Source organism: Pseudomonas sp. B1-22, assembly GCF_050474425.1.
Taxonomy (GTDB): domain Bacteria; phylum Pseudomonadota; class Gammaproteobacteria; order Pseudomonadales; family Pseudomonadaceae; genus Pseudomonas.
Map to the genome: position 1 here is coordinate 1 of NZ_JBCHVH010000007.1, position 25,424 is coordinate 25,424.

Below are 25,424 nucleotides of genomic sequence, written 5' to 3' on the forward strand. Positions count from 1 at the left end.
GATACTAATTGCCCGTGAGGCTTGACCATATAACACCCAAACAATTTGCGTGTTGTACGGTGAAGACGTAACGAACCGAAAGTTCGTGTGAACCGCAAAGACCTGTCACATACCCGAATCTGGATGAACGTGTGCACTTGCCACGAGCGTCCATAAAGAATTGCTTGACGACCATAGAGCGTTGGAACCACCTGATCCCATCCCGAACTCAGTAGTGAAACGACGCATCGCCGATGGTAGTGTGGAGTTTCTCCATGTGAGAGTAGGTCATCGTCAAGCTCCTATCCCAAGACCCCTGGTCAGCATCGCTGGCCGGGGGCTTTGCTTTTGCGCGCGGGAAAGTGGGCCGGATGACGCCCAGCCTGGGCGGTTGTGCAAGCTGATGCAACGGCCTCGCGGACGGAGTCCGCTCCTACGAAAGCGTTTGGTTGCGTTCCTGCAGGTACAGGCGCAGGGCAAATTTGCCGGCGTCGGAGTCGCGCAGGCGCAGGACTTCGTTGCGCATAGCGCTGGGGACTTCGTCCAGCGCGGGGTAGGCGGCACCGTAACCGGTAGGGAAGAGTACCGGCGCGGCGAGTGCCGCAAAGGTCAGGTCTGCTGCGGTGAAACGATCGGCGACCAGAAACTGTCGACCATCCTCCAGTCGATCACCGACTTCCTTGAATAGGCTGCGTACCCGATCGAGGGAGCGCGCTGAGCTTTCCGGTGTGATTCGGAGTGCTTTGCGAATGACCCGCACGATTGCCGGCAGGATCAGCGGAAGCAGGGCCGCTTCCAGCTTAGGCACGCCGCGTGACATCGCTTGCCGGAGCAGGGAACGCTCGGCCAGCAATTGCGCATAGGCCCAGCGTCGCGCGTGAATGCCAAGATCTTCGTCGAATCGGGTTTCAAATGCTTCGACTTCCTGTCGCTGACCGGCATCGAGCGGATACAGCAAGCCGCCGCCTCGCGCTCGGTCTGCGTGCATCAGGATATCGGTGGAGTCGGTGAAATATGCAGCCCCATGAACCAGCACCGGTACGCTGCTACCGCCATTGCGTGTTGTGGCCAGGCGATGCAGCAGGGGGATATGCGGTTGTTCCTGATAGGGAAGTGACAGCCTGTCGAGCGCCCACCGCGCCTTTTCGCTGTAGTGGCTGTGCGGCATCGTGATCAGTACAGCAGGTTGAACGCCAGCGTTGCTCATTGGCATAACCCTCGCTCGTGACCCCTTCACGCCGGTGCGGCTGTCAGGCCGCGTTCGTCTGGAATTCCAGCGACACGCAGAGCCCGGTCCGCGCCGCGCGATCGGTGAAGTCCAGGCAGACGCTCGCCCCGATTCGCGCCGCAATCGTCTTCACGATCGACAGGCCCAGTCCTGAGCCGATTTCCGGGTTTCCAGGCACCCGGTAGAACGCGTCGAACACCCGTTCTCGCTCGGACTCCGGAATGCCGGGGCCGGTATCCCTGACCTGCAGGACGACCCTTTCCCCCCGGCGGTGCACCAGGAGATCGATTTTCCCGCCGGCAGGCGTATACCGCACGGCATTGTCGGCGAGGTTCTTTATCAGCGCCTGAAGGTCGAGTTCGCTCGCGACGATCTGGCAGTCATCACCATCCACGCCAAGGTCGATCTGCTTTTTCTCCGCAAGAGGGAGCAGGTCTTCCAGAACCGTACGATAGATCTTGTGGATCGAGACGGGCGATGCCGTGCCAGGCGACGAAGACTGGGCACTGGCGAGCATCAGCAACTGATCGATCAGATTTCTGCCGCGGTCGATTCCCTGCCTCAGTTTCGCCAGCCGCTCCCTGGCCTGGCCGGACATTTCGGTAGCCGCCAGGCGTTCCGCCTGAAGCGAAAGTGCCGTCAGCGGGGAACGCAGTTCATGGGCCGCGTCCGCGACGAATCGGCGTTGCGACTCGATCGACCTGGCCACTCGCCCGAGAAGGCGATTGATCGCCAGTGCAAAGGACCGGACTTCCGTCGGCAGGTAGCTCGCGTCGATAGGCGCCATGTCCTGCTCGTCCCGTCGATCGATCTGCTCGGCCAGTGTCGCGATCGGGCGGAACAGTTTGCGAATCAGATCGGCCACTACCAATAGCAGTACCGGTATGAGAATCACGAAGGGGACAAGGCCTCGCCAGGCGCTTTCGCGCGCGTCGCGTTCTCGGCTTTCGGTTTCCTGGCTGATGGCGACGCGTTCGCCCGTGGTTGTGGTGCGGACCAGCACCCGGAACTGCTCATCGGCAACCTTGATGGTAGAGAAACCGTCAGGCAGCCCGGTGGGGAGGGGAAGCGGCAAGCTGTTGTCGCCTGCTTTCGGAGCCTTGGCCCCGTCGGCGAGGTACTGCACGACAACCCGCGTTTCCTCGTTATCGCCGGCGATAGTGGGCGTATCCAGGGGATAGCGAAGGGTCATCTGCTGGCGTTCGAAGAGTGCCGCAACCTGCTTGAGCGTGTTGTCCTGCATCTCCAGCGCCTCGTCATAGGCCGAGACGAAGGCGAAGAGGCCGGCCAGCAGGGCGACAATCAGGATGGTGACCGACAGGGCGGCAGAGAGGCGGAACTGTACCGACTCGTTCAGTCGCCTTTTGAGACCATCCATCCCATCCCCCTGACGTTCTTGATGACCTGGTTGCCAAGCTTTCGCCGCAAGGCGTGGATCAGGAACTCCACCGCATTGCTCTCCACTTCATGCCCCCAACCGTAGATGCGGTCCTCCAGATCGCTGCGGGACAGAATCGCTCCCGGCCGTATCAGCAAGGCCTGCAACAGGCTGAACTCCCGGTTGGAGAGCTGCACGTCCCGGGCTTCGGCGCTGCTGGCCTGCTTCGAGACCGGGTCCAGGGACACGACGCCGTTGCTCAGCACAGGCGCTGCGCTGCCGCCCTTGCGCCGCATCACGGCGCGCATCCGGGCCAGCAGTTCGGCCATCTCGAAGGGTTTCAGCAGGTAGTCGTCGGCGCCTCCGTCCAGGCCCCGCAGGCGGTCATCCAGGCTGTCCCGCGCGGTGATGATCAGCAGGGGCACGGGGTTGTCCTGTGCCCGCAGCGTCTCGAGGACACCCAGTCCGTCTCGCCCCGGCAGGCCCAGATCGAGCAGGACCTGGTCGTAGCTATGGGTACCAAGGGCGGCGAGCGCGGTCAGGCCGTCAGTCACCCAATCCACGGCGTAGCCGGCGTCCTTCAATGCGCCCTCGATGGCCTCGCCAATCATCGGGTCGTCTTCGACCAACAGAATTCGCATGTCCCTGCCTCGGAGGAGCTGAACGAGCGATGCGCGGACTGCGCATCGCCGACATCATCTGACGATAGCCCCTTGCAGGGGAAGCCTGCGCTGGATCAGGCTTGCGGCTTGCCCTGGAGCTTGTCGAAAGTCTTCATCAGGTCGTCCATCGCCGCCTTGCAGGTGGCTTGCTGCGGGCTGCTGTCGCGCAGCGCATCGAGCGACCGGTCGATGGCCTTGTCGAGCAGGTGCCAGTCACTGGCGGCGCGCGGCTTGATCCCGGCCTCGGCATTGTCCCAGGCGAGCTCCAGGTCCTTGATTCGCGCCTTGGCGTTTGCCAGCTCGTTCTTCTCCACCATTCCCGTCACGTCGGCGGCGATGCCGCGGAACTCGGAAAGATCGCCGAGCTGCGTGGCGCTGCTGGCGGATGCGGCCGCTTGCGCTGTGGTGCCGGCCTTGGGCTCGCTCGGTTTCGAGCAGCCGGCGGCGAGGCCGAGGAGGGCGATGGCGCACGCCAGGGAGACCTTGCAGAGCACGTTCTTGAAGTTGGGCATGATGGTTCCTCAGGAAGCATTCGATTGAGCGAGGGATTTGTTGGCGCCAAGCTGCGCCGCCGTGACCAGGATGAGGATCACGCACAGGAAGATCGCGCTGGTCCAGGTAGCGCCCATTCCAAGCCCGCCGTAGGTCTTGGCCTGGGTGAGGAGGTCGCCCAGCGATGCTCCGAGCGGGCGGGTGAGGATGTAGGCGATCCAGAAGCTCAGCACCGGGCTGACTCCGAGGCGCCAGGCCGCGAAGGTTGCCGCGATCAAGCCGCCGAACAGAACGGCTCCGACGGTGAACCCCATGCTCAGCGCCTCGGTGGCCAGGTCGCCAGCGGCGGTGCCTAGGGCGAAGGTGCAGAGCACGGTGGTCCAGTAGAAGAGCTCGCGGCGAGGCGTGACGATTTCGCGGATGGACAGGTTGCGTTCGACGCCGTACCAGACAGCGAAGTTGACCGCCAGCAGCCCGGCGAACACCGCGGTGCTGGTGTACAGGCTGACATCCAGCACGTCGGTGAGGATGTCGGTCAGCTGGGTGCCGAGGATGCTCACCACGACAACCGTCAGCCAGTAGATCCACGGGGTGTAGGCGCGGCTGCGCAGTTGCCCGGCCAGGGCGGCGGCGAACAGGGCCGCCATGGCTGCCGTGGTGATACCGAGGCCCCAGCCCGCATCCACGGCCAGGAAGTCGGCAAAGGTCTCGCCCACGGTGGTGGACATGATCTTGATGACCCAGAAGGCGAGGGTTACCTCGGGGACTTTATTGAGCCAGTTGGCCCTTGTGCTGGTGGTCATGGCGAGGCGTCTCTTCGGCTACGCATCAGTTGGCGTGGAAGAGAGCCTAAGGGGTGAAACTTAGCTGAGACTGAGGGGCGGCCGTCGCTGTGGTCGCAGAAGCGCGGTATCGCCACGCGGGGGCGATACCGCGAACCGATCTAGCTGGCAGGGAACAGATGGGCGCCGCCGCTGACACCGATGTGGACACGCGTCCCGATGTCGGGGCAATCCATCGCCGGTACCCTGACGTGGATCGACAGTGCGGAGGCTTCGGCATGCGGGGCCTCCAGCTGAACCATGACCGAGCACTTGTCGCCGCCGAAGTCGCTGCTCAGCACGGTGCCGAAGCAGCCGTCCGTGCCGGAGGGAAGCGCCTGGCCATGGCGCAGGTGGAGTTGCTCGGGACGCAGCATGACCTGCCCTTGTCCGCTGGCTTTCGGGCTGTCGACCCGGACCTTGCCCAGCGGGCACTGCGCCCAGCCATTCTGGATGTCGGCGGGGAACACCAGGGCGTCGCCCAGGAAGGTGGCGGTGTCCTCGTCGACCGGTCGGAAGTACAGCGCCTTGGGCGCGCCGGCCTGGACCAGGCGTCCCTGGCGAATCACCGCCAACTGATGGCCGAACGAAAGCGCCTCTTCCTGATCGTGGGTGACCAGTATCGCAGTAACGCCGGCATCGCCCAGTACCTGGGTGACCGCCTTGCGCATGGAAGCACGCAGGCCGCTGTCCAGGGCGGAGAAGGGTTCGTCCAGCAGCATCAGCCGAGGGCTTTGCGCCAGCGCCCGGGCCAGCGCCACCCGCTGTTGCTGCCCGCCGGAGAGCTCATGGGGCCAGCGCTGCGCCATGCTGCTGTTCAGCGAGACCATCTCCAGCAGCTCATCGATCCGCTGCGAGCGCTTCTCCATGCTCCTGGGCAGCCCGAAACCGATGTTCTCGCCAACCGACAGGTGCGGGAACAGCGCGCCGTCCTGCGGCACATAGCCGATGAGCCGGCGATGGGCGGGGATGAAGGTCGCGTTGTCCGCCAGCGTCGTATCGCCGAGCGTGATCGAGCCCAGGTCAGGCACTTCGAAGCCGGCGATCAGGCGCAGCAGGGTGGTCTTGCCGGAGCCTGAAGGGCCGACGATCGCCGCCCGGCCGCCCGCCGGCACGGACAGACTGAAGTTCTCTATCGCTGCGAACGCGCCGAAGAACCGAGACACGGACTTGAGTTCGAGAGTGCTCATCGGCCTGCTACTCGCTTGGATTGTTGGTAAAGAAGCCCGGTCAGCGGCAGGGACAGCAGGATCATCATCAGCGCGTACGGCGCCGCCGCGGCGTAATCGATCTCGCTGGTCTTCGCCCAGAAGGCGGTGGCCAGGGTGGCGGTCCCGCTCGGTGACAGCAGCAGGGTCGCGGTGAGCTCATTGACGATCGCCAGGAATACCAGGGCCACGCCCGCCGCAGCGCCGGGCGCGGCGAAGCGGATGGTGACGCCCCAGATTGCCTGCATCGGGGTGCGCCCAAGGCTGCGGGCGATGTTCTCCAGTTCGACGGGCGCCTGGGAAAGCCCGGCCCGGAGGCTGACCAGCGCCCGCGGCAGGAACATCAGCACGTAAGCCAGCAGCACGGTGGCGACGGTCTGGTACAGCGGCTGGGCGAACTTGATGGTCAGGCTGACCAGCGCCAGTGCGACGACGATTCCCGGCAGCGCGCTGGCGACGTAGTTGCTGCCTTCCAGCAGGCGCTGCAGCCTGCTCGGCGCGCGTACCGAAATCCAGGCGATCGGCACCGCGGCGATGGTCGTGAGCAGCGCGCCCGCCGCACCAAGCAGCACTGTCTGCCCCAGGCAGACCAGGAGTTCGTCGGAGCGCCAGACTTCGATGCCGCCCGCCGACAGCCATTTCCCCAGGGTGACCAGGGGGACGCCGAGCGAGAGGGCGGTGAAGGTCGCGCAAAGCAGCAGGGCGATGCCGGTGCAGGCCTTGCCCAGCGCGTACTGCCGAGGCGCGCGTGGGCTGCCGGCGCCGATACGGGCGTAGCGTGCAGAGCCGCGGGTGGCCGACTCGGCGGTGAGCAGCAGCAGACAGGCAAGGGCCAGGACGCCAGCCAGCATGTTCGCAGCGGGGCCGCTGAAGGACGACTGGAACTGGTCGAAGATCGCCGTGGTGAAGGTGTCGAAGCGAATCAGCGCGAAGAGGCCGTATTCCGCCAGCAGATGCAGCCCCACCAGCAGCGAACCGCCCCAGATGGCGACGCGCAACTGGGGCAGGACGACACGGCGGAACACCGTGAAAGGCCGTTCGCCCAGCGACTCGGCCACGTCTTCCAGGACCGGGTCCAGGCGTCGGAGCGCGGCCGCCGCCGGCAGGTAGATGAAGGGCGAGTAGGCGATCACCGAGACCAGCACGGCCGGGAACAGGCCATGCAGCGACGGCACGAGGCTGACCCAGGCGTAACTGTGGACGAACGCCGGAATCGCCAGCGGGGCGACGACCAGCAGGGACAGCAGCCGCCGGCCGGGCAGCCGGGTGCGTTCGGTCAACCAGGCCATCGCCACGCCGTGGAGCACGCAGAGCGGGACGGTCAGGGCGATCAGCAGGAGCGTGTTGTACAGCAGCTCCGCGACCCGTGGCCGGAACACCAGTTTGGCGATCAGCGGAAAGCCGGCCTGGATGCCTGCGCTGGCCACGAAGAGCAGCGGGAGAATGGCGAACGCGGAAACCAGAAGCGCAACGGCCAGCATCCATTGCTGGCCGGAACCATTGCGCAGTCGACGCCGCAGGAACGCCACGGGGGCGGATTTCTCCGCGCCCGTGGCGTCTTGGGTACGGGCCTTCGGCCCGAACTGTTGGGCGGTCACTTACAGCAAGCCTGCCTGGGTCATCAGGTCCACGACCTTCCGGCTATCCAGTTTGGAAACGTCGATGAGCGGGGCGTCGAGCTGATCCAGCGGGACGAGTTTCGGGTTCGACTGCACGCCTTCACCCACGGCGTATTCGTACGACTTGCCGTCCCGCAGCACGGCCTGGCCCTGCTTGCTGGTGATCCATTGCAGGAAGGCCTGGGCCTCCTTTGGATGCTTGCTGGACGCCAGTACGCCACCGCCGGAGAGGCTGGTGAAGGCGCCCGGGTCCTTGTGCTTGAAGTAATGGAGCGCTGCGTTGTTGCTGTTCTCGCCAGTCTTGGCCTGGTCGCCGACGTAGTAGTAGTGGTAGATCACGCCACCGTCGATCTGGCCGGCGTTGACGGCCTTGAGTACGGAGTTGTTGCCACGGTAGACCTTGGCGCCGGCCTTCATCGCTTCGAGCCATTCGAGGGTTGCCGCCTCGCCCTTGAGCTCCAGCAGGGCGCCGACGATGGCCTGGAAGTCGGCACCGGCCGGCGATGCGGCCCAGCGGCCGATCCACTGCGGCTCGGCAAGGTCCAGGAGCGACTTGGGCAGGTCCGCTTCCTTGACCATGTTCTTGTTGTAGACAAATACCGTGGAGCGGGCGGCGATGCCGACCCAGTGCCCGTTGGCCGGGCGGTAGGGGGCGCCAACCTGGGAGAGGGTGGTGGGCGCCACCGGTGCGAACAGCCCGGCGTTGTCGACCAGGACCATCGACGGGGAGTTTTCGGTCAGGAAGACGTCTGCCGGGGAAGCCTTGCCTTCCTGGACAATCTGGTTGCCCAGTTCGCTGTCGTCGCCATTGCGCAGGGTGACCTTGATGCCGGTCTCCTTGGTGAAGCCCTCGACCCAGGCCTTGGTCAGCGATTCATGCTGAGCGTTGTAGACCACGATGCCGTTGCTGTCCGACGCCGCGAACGACGGGCTCGTGCCCAGCAGTGCCGCTACTCCAACCGCTCCCAGGAAGACCCACGAGGCACCGCGTACTTTCATCAATCGCAACTCCGGATAGGTTCTGTCGAACGCCCCGGCCGGGGCGTTGCTGGTGAATGACGGAGATGATCGCTCGAAGCCTGTTAAAAAATTGTCATTCTCATTTGATAATCGAGCGAAACATTGCGCGGAGGGTGCGCCTGGCAAGCAGTGGGGGGAGAGGGGCGCCAGAGGCTACGGGGCGGCCTCGCTGGAGCGCGGGTTACTTCCTGAGTACGTAAACGCGAATGCCATCCACGCCGGGCAGGAAGTTGTAGTGCTTGATCTGCGAAAAGCCGACCTGCTGGAACGCGTGTTCCAGGGCCTTTGCGCTGGTGGGAGTTGGAACTGCGGCGTGGGATTCGCTGCCCGAGCCGCAAGGGCAGGGCTGCTGCGTGTCATCGAGCGGACGCTGGCGGCCCACCCGCGCAAAGAGGATCACGGTATCGCGGGTCACGGGGTGCAATTGATCCAGCAGCCGGATGGTGGCCGCGTTGCAGTCCGTCGGAGGCACTTCGGAGATCAGGATGCAATCGACCGAGCCGTCGCCCAGCTCCGAATAGTCCAGCGGGCCCGGCATGGTCTTGATGCGCCGGGTCATGGCATTGGGCAGCTTCTGGTGGGCGGCGAGCAGGGAGTCGGCGGCCGGGGAGGTCGCCACGATGATCCGGTTGCTGTGTTCCAGCAGCACGGGCCAGAAGGCGCCTGGCGATTGCGAGACTTCGAGCATGAGAATGGGCTCTTCGGCAACGCGCAGGGCCAGTCGAAGCAGTCGCTTCTTCCGCCATTCGGCAATGCGGGTGCGCAGGAAGGCACTGAGCGTGTTGCTGGCAACGCCATCGTTCTCGCGATGTCCGGCAGAGGCAAATGGGCGTTGGGGTTCGTTCATGGGCACAGGCTCGACAGTTACCGCCATTATCGGGTTGGGCGATCAAGGTCTCGTCAAGGACATGTGAAAAAGTCGTGGTGATTCCGATTGCACGGAGAGTAGTGCCCCGCCGAATGCGGGATATCGGACTGAAGCGTGACCGCTCCGCAGTCGCGTTCAATTTGACAATTTCTTTTCGTAATCCGGTGTACAGTCACGGCCGCTAGCCGTTCTCGGCACATTAGAAGCGCTGCAGGCCGCCAGGGCTCGCGCATAACGATAAGGAAGTATCCATGCAATTTCTTCGTTCGGCCCCGATGCGCTTCCTCGCGCTGACCGCCTTGCTGTGGCTGATCGTCTTCTTCGTGACCCGCGTGGTTCTCATGGCGGGTCACCTGTCGGATCTGGGCGCCGGACATGTCTCGGTCTTTGTCATTGGCCTGCTCTACGACCTGAGCTTCCTGGTCTATGCGCTGCTGCCGCTCGGAATAGGGCTGCTGCTGCTTCCCGCCCGGCTCTGGCGTGCCAGGTCCTGGCGCTGGATTCTGGCCGCCGTGCTCTTCGTCAGTACCTACGTGATGCTGTTCACCGCGGTGGCCGAGTGGCTGTTCTGGGATGAGTTCGGAGTCCGCTTCAACTTCATCGCCGTCGACTACCTGGTCTACTCCGATGAAGTCCTGAACAACATCCTCGAGTCCTATCCCATCGGCCTGCTCCTGAGCATCCTGGCCGGCGCCTCGCTGGTCGTGACCCTGGGCCTGTTCAAGGCGCTGCGGGCGATCTGCGCATCCGAAGTCCCGGCCTTCCGTCGTCGCCTCCTGGGCTGCGCAGGTCTGGTGCTGATGGCGCTGCTCGCCGGTTTCCTGGTTGACCAGGACCGCCCGCGCGGCCAGGGCGGCAACACCTATGCCCGCGAGCTGGAGAGCAACGGCCCGTACCAGTTCTTCGCCGCATTCCGCAACAACGAACTGGACTACCCGCAGTTCTATGCGACGCTGCCGGCCCAGGAAGTGGCCCAGCAGATGCGCGCCGAACTGGCCGAGCCCAACGCGCGCTTCGTCGGTACCGATCCGATGGACATCCGCCGCACCATCACCAATGAGGGCGCACCGAAGAAGCACAACGTCATCCTGGTGACCATCGAGAGTCTCAGCGCCAAGTACCTGGGCAGCAACGGCGATGGCCGCAACCTCACGCCGAACCTGGATGAGCTGCGCCGCAACAGCCTCTACTTCAACAACTTCTACGCCACCGGCACCCGTACCGACCGTGGCCTGGAAGCCATCACCCTGTCGATTCCGCCGACCCCGGGACGCTCCATCGTCAAGCGCATCGGCCGCGAGAGCGGCTTCGGCAGCCTTGGCCAGCAGTTGCAAGCCGTCGGCTACGATGCGGTCTTCCTGTACGGCGGCCGTGGCTACTTCGACAACATGAACGCCTTCTTCGGCGGCAACGGCTATCGCATCGTCGACCAGTCGAGCGTCCAGGAGTCCGACATCCACTTCAAGAATGCCTGGGGCATGAGTGACGAGGATCTCTACGCGCAGGCAGTCAAGCTCGCGGACGAGGACTTCGCCAAGAACCAGCCGTTCCTGCTGCAGCTGATGACCACCTCGAACCACCGTCCTTATACCTACCCGGACGGCCGTATCGACATCCCCTCGGGCAATGGTCGTGACGGCGCGGTCAAGTACACCGACTACGCCATCGGCAAGTTCCTCCAGGCGGTGAAGGACAAGCCGTGGTTCGACAACACCATCTTCGTCTTCGTGGCCGACCACACGGCCGGCAGCGCGGGCAAGGAAGACCTGCCGGTGGTGAACTACCAGATCCCGCTGTTCATCTATGCGCCCAAGCTGCTGCCCGTGGGTGAGCGCGGCGAGTTGGCGAGCCAGCTCGACCTGGCGCCGACCCTGCTGTCGATCCTGAACCTGAGCTACACCTCGACCTTCTACGGGCGCAACCTGATGGCGGAAAACACCCTGCCGCCGCGCGTGGTGATTGGCAACTACCAGCACCTGGGCCTCTTCGATGGCCAGGACCTCGCCATTCTCAGCCCGCGCGCCGCACTGCGCCGCCACAACCAGGCCCTGGGTGCGAGCGATGAAGTGAGCGCGAAATCGGATGACCCGCTGGTGAAGCGCGCGATCAGCTACTACCAGTCGGCCAGCTTTGGCTTCACCCATCACCTGCTGGACTGGAAGCCGACCCCGGCAGAGTAAGCCCCCGGATCGGGCAGGGCGCCGCTGTGGGGCGTCCCTGTCCGGTCGGTTGATACATCCAGCGGCTTTCCGCTGTCCCGTCCGGGTACAGCAAGCCGCTGGTCATCCATCCCGCGATTCCCGCCCTATAGACCGCACCAGGGTCCGAGCAACGATGCCCGCGCCCGCCCTTGGCTGTCACAACGCCTTCAGCAGCTTCCGGTGTTCGAGCGGCGGCATGCCGAACCAGCGCTGGTGCGCGCGGCAGAACGAGGTGGAGCGCCGGTAGCCCAACTCGTGGGCGATCTGCCCGATGCTCAGGTCCGACTGCCCCAGCAACTGCTCTGCCCGACGGCGGCGGATTTCGTCGACGTGCTCCTCGAAGTCGATGCCATCGTTGGCCAGTCGGCGTTGCAGCGTGCGGGGATGCAGGTCGAGGATCAGCGCGATCTGCTCCAGGGTGCAGCGATACTTGGGCAGCAGCGCCTGGATGTGCCGTCCCACTTCGAAGCCGAGCTTTTCATCGGGGTTGGCATGGGCTTCGAGGTAGAACTTCACGATCGAATGCAGCATCGGGTCATGCCGGACGCAGGGACGCTGCATGTCCCGCAGGCTGATCGCCAGCGCGTTGTACTCCTGGCCGAACAGCGCCGGGCAGCCAAAGTAGCGTTGATACACCGAGGCCGGCGCCTGCGGCGGGTGGCGCAGCAGCACGGCAGTTGGCTTGAGCGGCTCGCCCAGCAGTTCGGTCATCAGCAGTCGGCCGTGGAGCAGGGATTTTTCCACGATCTGCGGGATTTCCTGGATGCAGGGGAGGGCATTGTCGAAGCAGAGCAGGGTGCTATCGCCCCGGCGCTCCAGGTGAAAGATGATCGACGGGCTGTAGACGCGCATGTAGCGCACCGCTGCGATCAGGCCGTCGCCCGCGGTGGGGGCGGTTTGCGCCAGGTGCTGGATCGGGCCGAGCAGCGTGGATCGCTGCCGGGTTGCCAGCTCCAGTCCCAGTTCCGGCATTGCCAGGGCGTGGGCGCTGCCTTCGAAGATCTGCACCAGGCTGCGGTAGGAGAATTTCTTCTCGTAGTTGCCGACGACATCCATGCCGATGTGGTGAGGCGCAAGGTGCGCGCGCAGGGAGGCGCCGCGTTCGGTAAGCAGTTCGCCAAACTGCAGAAAGGCTGTGCCGCGAATAGTGTCCATGGTGTGTTACGTCCTGCTTTACGCTTCCAGCGCTGGGAGCAGTTTTAGTCCCGGACAGCCCCGTGACGCCAGGCCGTCGTGAAAAAAGGCAAGCCATCGGCCTTGGCCGACGGCTTGCCAGCGATGCCTCCAGGCATCGGGAGGAGCATCAGGGGGTGACGATGTTGAACCAGAAGTCGAAGTTATCCATGTAGCTCATCAGCTCGCCGAGCTTCTCCTGGTTGCCGTCGACCTTCAGCTCGCCTGCCGCGACCGCGTCCTTGAGGGTGGTCTGCTTGAGCATCAGTTTGTTCAGGGTGTCGCGGGTCAGGGTGAGCGTGGCGTCGGCTTCCTTGGATTGCAGGCCTTCGGTGTGGTTCAGCACGCCGTTGCCCATCTCCAGCAGGTACTTCTTCTTCAGGTCGGTGAAGTCCAGGTTGAGGGCGATGTGCTTGTCCGCCACCTCAGGCCCTTTCAGGCGCATGGCGAGGTAGTCGAAGAACAGGTCCAGGTCCATGGCCTTCACGGTGTCCGGGCTTGCGGTGTCCGGAGTCGGCAGCTTCTGTACGCCCTCACGCAGCTCCTTCGCGCCGGTGAGATAGAAGTTGCGCCACGGGCCGCTTTCAGCCTGGTAGCCCAGTTGCTCCAGCGCGTCGGCCTGCAGGTTCTTCGCAGCCTGGTTGCCCGGGTCGGCGAACACCACGTGGTTCACCACCTCGGCCACCCAGCGGTAGTCACCCTTGTCGTAGTACTCCCTGGCCTTCTTCAGCACGGCATCGGCGCCGCCCATCATGTCGACGTAGCGCTTGCCTTCCTCGTCCGGCGGCAGCTCGTTCAGGGTGGCGGGGTTGCCGTTGAACCAGCCCAGGTACAGCACGTAGGTGGCCTTGACGTTGTGGTTGAGCGAGCCGTAGTAGCCACGGTTGGAGAAGCGCGAGGCGATCGACTTGGGCAGTTTCACCTGCTCGGCGATCTCGGTCATGGTGTAGCCCTTGTTGGCCAGGCGCAGGGTCTCGTCGTTGATGTAGCGGTACATGTCGCGCTGCGACGACAGTTGCTCACGGACTTCCTTGTTGCCCCAGACCGGCCAGTGGTGCATGGCGTACATCACCTTCACGTCGTCGCCCCACATCTTCAGCGCTTCGTTGAGGTACTTGGACCAGGGCAGCGGTTCGCGGATCTTCGCGCCGCGCAGCGAGTAGGTGTTGTGCAGGGTGTGGGTGGAGTCCTCGGCCGTGTTCAGGGCCTTCTTCTCCTTGATGTAGTACATCATCTCGGCCGGCGCCTCGCTGCCCGGCGCGTAGAGGAACTCGTAGGTGAGGCCGTCGATCACCCGCTTCTCGCCGGTCTTGCTGATGATGTCGGTGGGCGGAATCAGGGTCACGGTGCCGGCGGAGGTAGTGGTGCCCAGGCCGGCGCCCAACTGGCCAGTCTCGCTCGGCGGCAGCAGGTTGCCGTACATGTAGCTGGCGCGGCGGCTCATGGCGGTACCGGCCATCACGTTCTCGGCCACGGCGTGTTCGAGGAAGCCCGCCGGCGCATAGATCTTGACCTTGCCGGCCTTCACATCCTTCTCGTCCACCACGCCGCGCACGCCGCCGTAGTGGTCCACATGGCTGTGGGTGTAGATCACCGCGACCACGGGCTTCTTCGGCCGGTGCTTGTAGTACAGCTCCAGCGCCGCCTTGGCGGTTTCCTCGGAGATCAGCGGGTCGAAGATGGTGATGCCGCTCTTGCCCTCGACGATGGTCATGTTCGACAGGTCCTAGTTGCGCACCTGGTAGATGCCGTCGGTGACTTCGAACAGGCCGGAAATATTGATCAGCTGGGACTGCCGCCACAGGCTCGGGTTGGTGGTATCCGGGGCTGCCTCGCCTTCCTTGATGAAACCGTACTTGGCCGGGTCCCAGATCATATTGCCGGAGGCGCCCTTGATCGGCTCCTGGGGCAGCGGGGCGATGAAGCCCTTGTGGGCCAGCTCGAACGAGGTCTTGTCCTCGAAGGGCAGTTCCTTGAGCAGGGCGTTGTTGGCCGCCTTGGTGGCATCCGATGCCGGCTTCGCTGTCTCCGCCGCCCAGCTCTGGGTGGTCATCGAGATGGAGGCCGCGAGCAGGAACGAGGCGCTGAGTTTCCACAGGCCGGTTGCTGCCTGGCTGCCAGGCTGGATTGAGGATCGGGCGATTGCTTTCATGACAAGCTCCTTCTTGCTTTCCTTGTGCGCTGTACCGTCCAGGTAACTGCCAGCGATGTTTGACGTGGTGCGTTTCAACAGGGATAACGACGGTGCATTTCGGCGCCGCCAGGGCGTGAGGTGGCCTCCGGCAGGGCCGGAAGGTGGTTTCGCCAGTTCGGGTTTAGCGGTTCTTCAGGGCCTGGAAGGACTTGAGCATGTCCGAGGCCCAGCCATCGAGCACGGCGCGGGCGTCCTTGGCCTGCATGACCTGCGAGGAATTATCCAGCTCCGCGCCGGCGCCCTTGCGCACCACTTCGGCTACGACCTGGCCATTGCCGCCGTCGAGGAACGCGGCTTCGGTGGCGATGCTGGTGTCCTGGTCGCGGATGCCGGTGGCGGTGCTGATGCCGGCGGCGATCAGGGCGATGGGGATCACTTCGTAGGGCTGCAGGCCCTTGGTCTTGGCGCTGACGGCGGTGATCGCCGGGCGCACTACCAGCACGCCCGGGCCGGGGCCGGTGGCCAGCGGCAGGGCCTTGGAGAATTGGGTCTTCAGCGCCTGGTCGTAGTACTGGGTAATGCCCGTCAGGGTGCTCGCCGGGATCTTCTCGGTGGGCTTGGGCTGCGGGTAGAGCTGGCTGGGCTCGATGTAGACGCTGGTGAAACGGTTGACGTTCAGGTCCGGCTGGATCCAGCGCATGACCGCCGCGCCGCTGGGCGACTTATGCTCCTCAAGTCCGCTGTAGTCCTTGAGGAAGCCCGAATACTGCTCGGGTTCGACGTACTTGCTGGCACAGCCGGCAAGGGTCAGGGCGGTGAGGCAGAGCGGCAGGGTCAGGAGTTTCCAGTTCATCGCAGCATTCCTTGTGGAGGATCGGTAGATCGGGGAGCCGGTCCGTGGCGCTAGAAGCGCCAGGTCGCGCCGCCGCCGATGATGTGCAGGGCGGCGTTGTGGTAAGTGCCCGACAGCGTGGTGCCCGAGCGCAACTTGGTCTGTTCGTCTTCCATGTCGCCGAGCCACACCAGGGTGTAGGCCAGGTGCACATCCAGCCCCTCGTCGAGCTGATAGTTCACCCCGGTCGCCAGCCGCCAGTTCTCGGCCATGGGGTTGTCCACGGTGCGGTCCTTGTCGTCCACCGCCGAGCTGTCGTAGCCCAGGCCCATGTTCCAGCGCAGCTTCGGCGTGGCCTGGTACTGGGCGCCGACGGAGGCGTGCCAGGTGTCCTTGTACTGGCGGTCGACGGTGCGATCCACGCCGCCGGCGTTGGCGTCCACCTCCACGCCGATCTGGCCGAAGTCGCTCCAGTCCTGCCAGCCGAGGCTGCCGAGCAGCTTCCACTGCGCATCGAGCTGATGGGCCACGCTCAGCACCACGGTCTGCGGCACGTTCATGTCCAGTTCCAGCGAGTCGACATCCAGGCGGTTCAGCGCGGCCTTGATGAGCGGGTTACTGACGTTGCGCACGTCCGGGCTGTCCTCGAACTCCAGCTTCACCTTGCTGGTGTAGGCAAGGCCGACCTGGGTGCGCTCGTCGACGCGATAGAGCAGGCCGAGGTTGACCCCGACGCCGGTGTCCGTGTCCTTGTATTCGAGCTGGCCGTCCGGCCGGTCCGCCAGGCCCAGCAGGTTGTTGTTGATGGCCATTTCGCTGCGGTAATAGCCATACAGGATGCGCGGGCCGATGCCGATGGACAGGTCGTCGGTGAACTTGTGCGCGAGTGTGGGCTGGAAGGACACGCCGATGATCGCGGTTTCCTGGCTGAAATAGCGGCCCGCCCAGTCGTCGTCGTAGTCCAGCGCCAGGCCGAAATTGCCGTACATGCCGAAGCCGACCGCCGAGCGCTCGTCGATCCGGTGGCTGATGAACAGGCTCGCGCTGGGTAGCCATTGCAGGGCGTTGCCGCCTTCGTTGCCGCTGAACTGGTTATTGCCATCGCGGGAGAAGCGAATGTCGCCGAGAATCACCTGGGCATTGGCGCTGACCTGGGTGCCGACCAGCTCGGTGATTCCCGCCGGGTTGCTCATCAGCACGCTGGGGTCGCTGGCCAGGGCGGCGGCGCCGGCGTTGGCAAGGCCCGCGCCTTCCTGGCCGGCTTCGTAGATCAGGATGCCGCCGGCGAACGCGTGCCCGGCGAACAGTCCGCACAGGGACGTCAGACCGATCCGCGCGGCGTGGTTCTTGTATCCCTTCATGAGCATCCCCTGCTGCTGAATCTCTACCAGTGACGGCATGCGGCCAGCTCTATTCCGCGGGTTCTGAAACGTTGCGAAACCGCCCGGCGCCATTCGTTGGCTTTGGACGACAGCCTAGAGCGCGAGAAGAGATGCGCAAGGCGAATGGGGCGCAGGTGCACATTTCACGACAGGCGATGGTTCGTGAAGAGAAGCGGGCGGGATGGGGTAAATCTGAGGTGATCTGTGGTGAAAAATATTATTTCGGAAGGTATTTATTGCCAACGTGCGAAAGCTGGCTGTCGCGAAATGATACAGGTGCTGAAACATCCTCAGATGAATAGCACGCCACGAAATTCGCTGTAGGAAGACTGCGGGAGCAGACGGGACGGTGAGCCGGAAGAAACCGGGCTCACCGTCCCATCGGGTTGCTAGACCTGGCGGACCAGCAGCAGCTCGCGCCGGGCGATGGACTGATAGAGCGCTTCCAGCGCCCGGGCGTCCTCGTCCATGTGCTGCAGCGCATCCTCGATGCGAGCGGCGAGGGCGGGCGGTGGCAGGTAACGGTGCTGCAGCTCCAGCAGCAGTTCGGCCGCGATGTCGTTGTTGAAGGATGCGCTGCGGATGGTACAGGGCGCATCGAATGGCGGTCTCATGGCGTTGCCCTCCGGCCTCTAGAACAGCTTCAGGAAGTTGATGTAGAAACGCGGTGCCTTGCCGTTGTCGTTGTCGATCTCCTTGGCGGATACCGAGCGGGTCAGCGGGAAGGCGACTTCCGGCGAGACGTAGGTGTCCGGGTAGACGTTGTAGTGGGCGCCGACACCGGTGGAGGACAGGCTTTCGCTGCTGACCCAGGTGGGGTCGCGGCTCCAGACCTTACCGAAGTCCCAGTAGGTGTAGTACTGGGTCGGGATCGCGTAGTCCTTCAGCGTATGCAGGTGGTTGTACTGCAGCTCGGTCTTGACCGCGAAGCCACTGTCGCCGGTGATCTCCGACGGGTCGTAGCCACGGCCGAACTCGCTGCCGCCGACGCCGAACTGCTCGGGCGAGAGCAGGCGCTGGCCGAACGCGGTCTGCGCGGTGCCGGCGATGTAGAGGTTCAGGCCATCCATGAGCCTGGACAGGTCCTGCAGCCGCTGCGCGTCGACCTGCAGCTTGCTGAAGTCGGTCTCGCCGCCCTCGCGGGACGGGTTGGCGCGGCTTTCGCTGCTGGCGCCCATGATCGCCAGGCCCTTGCTCAGTTCGGCCTTGACCAGGTTCTTGCCGCCGAAGGAGTCGAACCAGTCGTAGCTCGCGCCCAGGCGAATGGCGCGGATGCGGTCTTCGCTGGAGGGCGGCAGGCTCTTGTCGTCCAGGTACTCGGAGGTGCCGTTGTAGTAGGTGAAGGCGGCCGAGGTCTTGAACGTCTGGTCGCGCTGGCGAATCCACGGACGGGTGATGCGCACCGCGAAGGTGTCGCCCTGGCTGTTGGCGTTGAGGAAGGAGTAGGTGTCGGCGTGGCCGTCGTTGTGCTGGGCCAGGAAGCTGACCACATCACCCCGGCTGCCCACAGGCAGCTCGTACTGCCCCTCGAAGAAGGTCATCTTGTCGCCTTCGATGGACTTGCCGGCGCGGATGCCTAGGTGGTCGCCGTTGCCGGTCAGGTCGTTCACCCCGACGCCGCCGTACACCTGCCAGGGGCCGAAGTAGCGGCTGTCGCGGTTGTCGAAGCCGAAGAAGCCTTCGTACTTGCGCAGGGTGTTCTGCACCGCGAGGTCGGTGCCGTTCTCCACCGGGGAGGCGTTGAGCGTGCCCTGGCTGCTGTTGCCCGAGACGTCGTTCATCAGCAGCAGGTTGCGCTCGATTGTGGCGCTGGTGGGCGGGACTTCCTGGCGGATGTTATCGGCGTAGCGTTGCAGGGCCTTGTTGGTCGGGCCCTGGAAGCTGACTTCGTTGACCTTGCCTTCGAACACCCGCAGCACCAGGTTGCCGCCTTCGAGGCGCTGCTGCGGGATGTAGGTCCTGGCCAGCAGGAAGCCAGCCTTGCGGTAACGCTGGGTGATGGTGTCGGCCACCGCCTGGATTTCGCCCAGGGTCACCCGGTGGCCTTCCAGGCGTTGCAGCACGGCATCGAAGGTACCGCGCGGGTAGCTGGTGGCGCCTTCGAGGGTGACCTTGTTGACCAGGAAGCGCGTGCTCGGCAGGGCTTCCAGTTCCTGCGGCTCGGGTTGCAGTTCCGGGACGATCACGCTGTCCGGCAGTTCCAGGGTACCGGGCATTTCCGTGGGGGAGCTACGGACGCCGCTGCGATCCGGGACTTCGACCCGGCCGGGGTTGAGCTGCCCCAGCGGAGCGGCCTGGACCTGGGCACCCAGCAGCATGACGGAGAGCACCGCGGTGGCCAGGCGAGTCAGGGTTGAGGGATGGGTTTTCATGACTATTTACCTCCCTTGCTCGGAACCTTCAGGTCGTGGGGGATCACGCTGCGGTTCCAGGTGGGGGCGACGAATTTGCCGTCCTTGATCAGGCTGTTGGCGTAACTGAGCACGTCGCGGATGTCCGGCGTGGTGCTGGTCTTGTCGCCATAGGCGCGGGGTTTGCAGATCAGTTGCACGGCGTAGGTGCGGGCCACCGCCGGCGAGACCGTGTAGTTGGCCGAGGCCGCCGAGGGCGACTCCAGGGCTGTGCAACGGGTGTTGCCGGGGGACTGCGCGGTGACCGGCAGGGGACCTGTCGGCGTGCCGCTGCTGGGCGGCAGCGGGTCGACTGGCTGCACCGGGTCGAGCGGAGCCAGCGGGCCGGTGATGGTCAGGGCGCCGTCGCGGAAGACCACGGTGTAGTTGCTGCCGGCGGTGAAGGCCTGGTCCTGTCCGATCGCGTAGGTGCCGGCGGTTTCCCCGGCCTCGCGGCCGAGCGAGCCTTTCACCACACCGGCGCTGTCGCCGTTCTTCAGGCCGCTGACCTGGTAGCTGAGCGCAGGATCGGTCTGGCCGACGGTCTTGGCCTGGTTGTCCGCGCTGACCACCAGCTGCGCCGGGGTGACCTGCAGGTTGCCGTCCTTGAACACCATGCGGTAGTTGCCGCTGCTCAGGACGACGTTGCCCTGGGTGATGGCATAGCCGCCGTCCTTCACGTTCTCGCCGCTGATCCGCGCCAGGTCGCCGCTGACCACGCCCGCGGCGCTGTCGCCGCGCTTGAGGCCATCGACGCTGTAGGTCAGCCGCGGATCGAGATCTCCGTAGACCTTGGTCTTGTTGTCGGCGGTCACGGTCAGCTCGGCGGGGGTGATCGCCAGCTGGCCATCCTTGAAGGTCAGGATGTAGTTGCCACCCTTGCCATCGTTCAACCCGAGGTTGCCCTGGCCGATGCCGTAGGTGCCGACGTTCTCGCCGGCGACCCGGCTGGCCGCGCCGCCGTTGAGCACGGCCTGTGCGGTGTCGCCGTTGGCCAGGCCGCTGATGCGGTAGCTCAGGTGCGGGTCGATTTCGCCGTAGACCTTGGAGTGGCTGTCGAAATCGATCTGCAGCGACGCCGGGGTGATGGTGAAGGTGCCGCTTTCATAGTGCAGGATGTAGTTCTGGCTGGTGCTCGCCAGGTCGCCCTGGCCGATGGCGTAACCGCCGGCCTTCACGTCCTCGCCGGCCTGGCGCGCCAGGTTGCCAGCCAGTGCCGATGCCTGATCGTCACCGCGCTTGAATCCGGAGACCTTGTAGCTGAGCGCGGGGTCGATCTCGCCGTAGACCTTGCTCTGGTCGTCGGCGCGCACCAGCAGGGTGGCGGGCGTGATGGTGAAGGTGCCGGCCTCATAGCTGAGGATGTAGTTCTGCCCCTTGCCATCGTTCAGGCTCACCGAACCGTGGCCGATGCCGTACTGGCCGGCGTTCTCGCCGGCCTGCCGGTCGAGCTGCCCGCCATTGAGCACGTCGGCGGCGCTGTCCTTGCCCTTCAGCCCGCTGACCTGGTAAGTCAGTTTCGGGTCGAGGTCGCCATAGACCTTGCCGGTGTTGTCGGCGCTGACCTTGAGCGAGGCGGGGGTGACGGTCAGCTTGCCGTCGACGAATGCCAGTACGTAGTTGCTGCCCTGGCCGTTGTTCAGCCCCAGGCTGCCCTGGTGGATCGTGTATCCGCCGGCGCGGACGTCCTCGCCGGCGTCACGGACCAGGCGGCCGCCGTTGAGTACGGAGGCTTCGGTGTCGTTGAACTTCAGGCCGGAAACCACATGGGTGAGCGCCGGATCGACGTCACCATAGACCTTGCTCTTGTCCTGGGCAGTCACGGTCAGGGTGGCGGGGGTAATCGTCAGGTTTCCATCGACATACTTCAGGGTGTAGTTCTTGCCCTGGCCATCGCTGAGCAGTGCCAGGCCGCCCTGGCGGATGAGGTAGTCGCCGACGTTTTCCCCGGAGTCGCGGGTCAGGCTGCCCTGGAAGGTGAACTGCCCGGCACTGTCGCCGTTCTTCAGGCCGCCGATGATCGAGTAGCTCAGGGACGGGTCGTCGTTGCCATAGACTTTCGACTTATCGTCAGCCCTGACGGTGAGTTCGGCGGGGGTGATCTGCAACTGGTCACCCACGTACTTGAGGGTGTAGTTCTTGCCTTGGCCGTCCTTGAGCAGCGCCAGGCCACCCTGGTTGATGGCGTAGTTGCCAACATCCTCACCGTCGATGCGCTTCAGGTTGCCGCTGAAGGACAACTGGCTGAGCTGGTCGCCGTTGGTCAGTCCACCGACCACTTTGTAGGTCAGCTCCGGATCGGCGTTGCCATAGACTTTTGACTTAGGGTCAGCCTTGACGGTGAGTTCGGCGGGGGTGATCTGCAACTGGTCACCCACGTACTTGAGGGTGTAGTTCTTGCCCTGGCCGTCCTTGAGCAGCACCAGGCCACCCTGGTTGATGGCGTAGTTGCCAACATCCTCACCGGCGATGCGCTCCAGGTTGCCGCTGAAGGACAACTGGCTGAGCTGGTCGCCGTTGGTCAGCCCACCGACCACTTTGTAGGTCAGCGCCGGATCGGCGTTGCCATAGACCTTGGTTTTGCCATCGGCGCTGACCGTCAGTTCTGCCGGAGTGATCTCGAGGTTGCCCTCGACGAACTTGAGGGTGTAGTTCTTGCCCTTGCCATCGGTGAGGAGGGCGAGGGTGCCCTTGTTGATGGCGTACTTGCCCACGTCCTCGCCAGCGGCACGGCCAAGGGTTCCGTCGTTGAGCACAGGACTTTGCGCGTCCTCGAACTTGAAGCCATCGACCTTGTAGGTGAACTCCGGATCGCCATTGCCATAGATCTTGCTCTGGTTGTTGGCGGTCACCGTGAGCTCGGCCGGCGTGATCTCCAGCCTGCCATCGACGAACTTCAGGGTGTAGTTGCCGCCCAGCCCGTTGTTCAGGCCGAGGCCGCCCTGGTTGATGCCGTACTCGCCGACATCCTCGCCAGCCTGGCGGGAGAGGGCGCCGCGGTTGAGCAGGTCTTCGCCGGCCTGGTCCAGCTTGGCGCCGGAGACCTCATAATCCAGTTTCGGATCGGTATCGCCGTAGACCTTGCTCTTGTCCTTGGCGGTGACGGTGAGCTCGGCAGGGTCGACGCTCAGCGTCCCCGGGGTAACCGCGACCTGATAGCGCTTGCCCACGAAGCCGTCGGTGTCGACATGACCGTCGATCCTGTAGTCGCCGACATTGGCGTGCTCGGTCGCATCGGTGTGAGCGGTGACCTTGGCGTCGAAACGGTTCTGGTTCAGTTGGCGATCGACGAAGTCGTCCACGCCCTTGACCGCCTGGCTGTTCGCCGAGGGACCCGCGGTGAGGCCACCGACCATCTGCGGCTCGGGGTTGGCTTCGCCGTACTCGCGCCGGACGTCACCGATCTTGCCTTCGAGCTGCGCCTTCTGCGAGTTGAGCTGGACCCCGCCCGTGGTGCTGTTGTCGCGGCTGCCGAGGTAGGTCACGACCCCGCGTTCGTACGCGTTGCCGTCGTGCCACATGCTGGTGAAGTTCGCCTGGGCCTGGGTGGTGTTGGTGCCCAGGTCCACCAGCAACTGGTCGCGTTTCCCGGTGCTGCGGTTGTCGGTGATGCCAGGCGCCTGCGGGTTCTTGCCCTGGTCGCCGGCGCCGCCGAGTACGCCCCAGCCGTCGGTATCGGAGACCACGGCGCCCTGGGCTGCGCTCAGGCTGAAGCCCGGCGGAAGTTCAGTGGTGGCGACGCCGTTCTTGAGGACATTGAGCAGGCTGGCTGCATTGGGATTGGAGCTGATGGTCCAGCGGTCGCCGGTTACCGAATCGATGAAGCTGATGGATTTGACCTTGTAGTCGGTGTCGGAGAGCGCGCTGTACTTCTTGTCGCTCATGTCCAGCGGGTTGCCCTTGTTGTCGACGTAGTCGATGGCTTCGAAGATCAGGTACTCGAAGCTCTGGCCGTTGTAACTGAGGGTGTGGACTTCGTCGCCTTCGCGGTTCCAGATGGTCTGCTGGCCGAGCTTCTCGATGGTCTGCGCCTTGATCCCGTCGAGGCTCTCGGTGACGCCGTTGTTCTGGATGTCCACCTTGCCGGTGTTCACCTCGCCGTTGGCGGTCTGGTTGTAGTGGAAGACGCCGTTGCCGGCCTTGCCGGCGAGGGTGCCGGCGTAGTTCAGCGGGCTTTGCAGCAGGACGCTGGCGCCCTGCACGGCCACCTTGTCGCCGATCAGCGCGGTATTGTCCTGCTGGATCACCGAGGCACTGTTGGAGGTCTTGATCCACACGGTGCCCTGACCGACATCGATGATCGCGCGGCCCAGGTAGGCGGCATCGCCGGTCTTGCCGGCGGAGTTGTCGTTGAGCAGCACATCGCCGGTGGCGAGGATGAACAGGTGGCCGTCCCTGAGCAGGATCGGTGCGTTGATGTAGACCGAGCCGCTGTCGTTGCGCTTGGCGTCCGCAAGGGCGTTGCCGGTGTTCTGGTAGTCGCTGAGCGCTGCGACGCTGCCGTTGCCCAGCAGGCGCAAGGTGTGGCCGGCCGCCTCGGGCGCAACGATCGCCGAGTTGACGTTGATCCGGTTGCTGGCGGCGATCTCGACATCGCCGTTCTTCAGGTTCGAGGCGATGGCGCTGGCGGATACCGTGTCGCTGCCGGGGGCGCCGCCATCGGCGTTGATGTTCACGGTCTCCGGGTCGAGCAGCCATTTACCTGACTGCTGGCCGCCACGCGTACTCACCTGGGCCTCGGGCGCAACGGTCAGTTGCTTGCCGGAGGTCTCCACCACGCCGCCTTTCTGCCCGCCCTGGGCGCTGGCGCTGCCGGCGAAGTGGGTCTTGCCGTCGCTCCAGACCACCACCTGGCCGCCATCGGTCTTGCCGTCGGCCTTGAGCTGGGCGCCCTTGGCGACGGTGGTGGACTTCGCGGCCTGTTCCGGGCCCCTGCCCTGGTAGCTGCCGCCCACCAGCACCTTGCCGCCGGCGCCCTGGGTGCCGCTGGCGTCGACCTTCGCGGTACCGGCAAGGTTCACGTCGTCACCCTGCACCTTGATCTGGCCGCCGTTGACGCCCTTGGCGCTGAGGTTGCCGGTCACGTTGGTCCGGTCCGAATTACCCAGCACGATAGTGCCGCCGTCGTGGCTGACCGAATCGGCCACCAGGTTGCCGCCGACGTTGATCACCGAGTCCAGGTGCTTGGCCGCGCGCTGGGCACTCATGGCCACCGTGCCGTTGCCGACATCGATCTCGCCGCTGTTGTGCACGCCGCCGGTGACGTCGCCGTTGACGCTGTTCCGCTCGCCGGGTTCGCCGCCCACCGCGATGTTGAGCATGCCGTCACCGTGGAAGTCGAGGGTGGCGGTGGGGCCGGTGGCGAGTTGCACCATGCCCTTCTTGGCCTGGATCACCCCGGCGTTGTTCACCTGGGCGCCGAGCAGCGCGACCATGCCGTTGTCATGGACGGTGATGTGGCCCTGGTTGGTGACCGCGCCGGTGAGCTGGATGTCCAGCTTGCCGGTGGCGCTGAACTGCCGGGCCTGTTCCTCGGTGAGGAAGCCGGCGCTGGCCACCAGCGCGCTGGAGGTGATGCGGGCGTTGGGGCCGATCATCACGCCGTTGGGGTTCACCAGGATCAGCTGGCCGTTGGAGGTGATGGCGCCATAGATCTTCGACGGATCGCCGCCGATCACCCGGTTGAGGGTGACGGACTTACCGTCGGGCTGGTTGAAGGTGATCCTGTGATCGGGGCCGACGTTGAAGCGCTGCCAGTTGATCGCGGTGCGGGCCGAGGACGTGTTGACGTCCATCTGCTTGCCCTGCTGGCTGATGGTCGCCTGGCCGCCGATGACCTGGCCGCCCTGGGGCAGGTTGTCGGCAAGCACCTGGGTTACAGGGAGGGTGACCCCGGTCGAGGCCAGGGCGATGGCGATGCAGAGGGTGGTGAGCGGTGAACAGGGGTGTCCCTTTCCCGCCTTCGATTGAGTGCTCATCGATTTCTCCTGATTGCGTTAGCTAGGAGAAATGATTCGCCTCGGGCCGAGGCCGGGTA

Annotated in this window: 18 protein-coding genes and 1 rRNA gene; 2 read left to right on the forward strand and 17 right to left on the reverse strand. The window is 64.7% G+C overall.

Features of this window, described 5'->3' with window-relative positions:
- Positions 1-163: 163 nt before the first annotated feature.
- Positions 164-279: ribosomal RNA gene (rrf, locus tag ACQ5BL_RS25020) — 5S ribosomal RNA — on the forward strand.
- Between the two features lie 133 nt (positions 280-412).
- On the opposite strand, the gene ACQ5BL_RS25025 is transcribed toward rrf, so the two are convergent.
- From ACQ5BL_RS25025 to ACQ5BL_RS25065, 9 genes are all read right to left on the reverse strand, one after another.
- Complete coding sequence (locus ACQ5BL_RS25025; protein WP_430293307.1) at positions 413-1,186, reverse strand: glutathione S-transferase family protein; 774 nt, start codon at positions 1,184-1,186, stop codon at positions 413-415.
- Positions 1,187-1,229: 43 nt separating this feature from the next.
- Complete coding sequence (locus ACQ5BL_RS25030) at positions 1,230-2,585, reverse strand: ATP-binding protein (protein WP_430293308.1); 1,356 nt, start codon at positions 2,583-2,585, stop codon at positions 1,230-1,232.
- Positions 2,561-3,226 (reverse strand): response regulator transcription factor, encoded by a 666-nt coding sequence (locus ACQ5BL_RS25035; RefSeq protein ID WP_243809280.1) that lies wholly within the window; start codon positions 3,224-3,226, stop codon positions 2,561-2,563. The genes ACQ5BL_RS25030 and ACQ5BL_RS25035 overlap by 25 nt, the downstream gene beginning before the upstream one ends.
- A gap of 95 nt (positions 3,227-3,321) precedes the next feature.
- Positions 3,322-3,759, reverse strand: coding sequence for a hypothetical protein (locus ACQ5BL_RS25040; RefSeq protein WP_243809282.1), 438 nt, complete (start codon positions 3,757-3,759; stop codon positions 3,322-3,324).
- Positions 3,760-3,768: 9 nt separating this feature from the next.
- On the reverse strand, positions 3,769-4,542 hold the full coding sequence (locus ACQ5BL_RS25045; RefSeq protein ID WP_430293309.1) for a COG4705 family protein: 774 nt from the start codon (positions 4,540-4,542) through the stop codon (positions 3,769-3,771).
- A gap of 140 nt (positions 4,543-4,682) precedes the next feature.
- Complete coding sequence (locus ACQ5BL_RS25050) at positions 4,683-5,750, reverse strand: ABC transporter ATP-binding protein (protein ID WP_243809285.1); 1,068 nt, start codon at positions 5,748-5,750, stop codon at positions 4,683-4,685.
- The gene (locus ACQ5BL_RS25055) at positions 5,747-7,249 is read right to left on the reverse strand and encodes an ABC transporter permease (protein WP_243809298.1); all 1,503 of its coding nucleotides are present in this window, start codon (positions 7,247-7,249) and stop codon (positions 5,747-5,749) included. Before ACQ5BL_RS25055 ends, ACQ5BL_RS25050 begins: the two co-directional genes overlap by 4 nt.
- A 117-nt stretch (positions 7,250-7,366) precedes the next feature.
- Positions 7,367-8,386 carry an iron ABC transporter substrate-binding protein gene (locus ACQ5BL_RS25060; RefSeq protein WP_243809286.1) on the reverse strand — a complete coding sequence of 340 codons (1,020 nt, stop codon included), beginning with the start codon at positions 8,384-8,386 and terminating at the stop codon, positions 7,367-7,369.
- Between the two features lie 202 nt (positions 8,387-8,588).
- On the reverse strand, positions 8,589-9,254 hold the full coding sequence (locus ACQ5BL_RS25065) for a hypothetical protein (RefSeq protein WP_243809287.1): 666 nt from the start codon (positions 9,252-9,254) through the stop codon (positions 8,589-8,591).
- Between the two features lie 272 nt (positions 9,255-9,526).
- Between ACQ5BL_RS25065 and ACQ5BL_RS25070 the strand changes: the two genes are divergently transcribed.
- Entirely contained in the window at positions 9,527-11,455 is a 1,929-nt protein-coding gene (locus ACQ5BL_RS25070) for an LTA synthase family protein (protein ID WP_243809288.1), read from the forward strand.
- A gap of 177 nt (positions 11,456-11,632) precedes the next feature.
- Here ACQ5BL_RS25070 and ACQ5BL_RS25075 read toward each other — a convergent pair whose 3' ends face one another.
- From ACQ5BL_RS25075 to ACQ5BL_RS25110, 8 genes are all read right to left on the reverse strand, one after another.
- Positions 11,633-12,631, reverse strand: coding sequence for an AraC family transcriptional regulator (locus ACQ5BL_RS25075; protein WP_243809289.1), 999 nt, complete (start codon positions 12,629-12,631; stop codon positions 11,633-11,635).
- A 148-nt stretch (positions 12,632-12,779) separates the two neighbouring features.
- Positions 12,780-14,363, reverse strand: a complete 1,584-nt coding sequence (locus tag ACQ5BL_RS25080) for an alkyl/aryl-sulfatase (protein WP_430293310.1) — start codon at positions 14,361-14,363, stop codon at positions 12,780-12,782.
- Positions 14,364-14,375: 12 nt separating this feature from the next.
- A complete protein-coding gene (locus ACQ5BL_RS25085) occupies positions 14,376-14,801 on the reverse strand; it encodes a hypothetical protein (RefSeq protein WP_430293311.1) in 426 nt (141 codons plus the stop codon).
- 163 nt (positions 14,802-14,964) lie between these two features.
- Positions 14,965-15,636 carry a DUF3313 domain-containing protein gene (locus ACQ5BL_RS25090; RefSeq protein ID WP_243809292.1) on the reverse strand — a complete coding sequence of 224 codons (672 nt, stop codon included), beginning with the start codon at positions 15,634-15,636 and terminating at the stop codon, positions 14,965-14,967.
- 50 nt (positions 15,637-15,686) lie between these two features.
- Positions 15,687-16,976, reverse strand: a complete 1,290-nt coding sequence (locus ACQ5BL_RS25095) for an OmpP1/FadL family transporter (RefSeq protein ID WP_430293312.1) — start codon at positions 16,974-16,976, stop codon at positions 15,687-15,689.
- 410 nt (positions 16,977-17,386) lie between these two features.
- Positions 17,387-17,611, reverse strand: coding sequence for a hypothetical protein (locus tag ACQ5BL_RS25100; RefSeq protein ID WP_207888287.1), 225 nt, complete (start codon positions 17,609-17,611; stop codon positions 17,387-17,389).
- A gap of 18 nt (positions 17,612-17,629) precedes the next feature.
- A complete protein-coding gene (locus ACQ5BL_RS25105; RefSeq protein WP_243809296.1) occupies positions 17,630-19,369 on the reverse strand; it encodes a ShlB/FhaC/HecB family hemolysin secretion/activation protein in 1,740 nt (579 codons plus the stop codon).
- A gap of 2 nt (positions 19,370-19,371) precedes the next feature.
- Positions 19,372-25,365: an MBG domain-containing protein gene (locus ACQ5BL_RS25110; protein WP_430293313.1), complete on the reverse strand. Its 5,994-nt coding sequence runs from the start codon at positions 25,363-25,365 to the stop codon at positions 19,372-19,374.
- Positions 25,366-25,424: the final 59 nt, after the last annotated feature.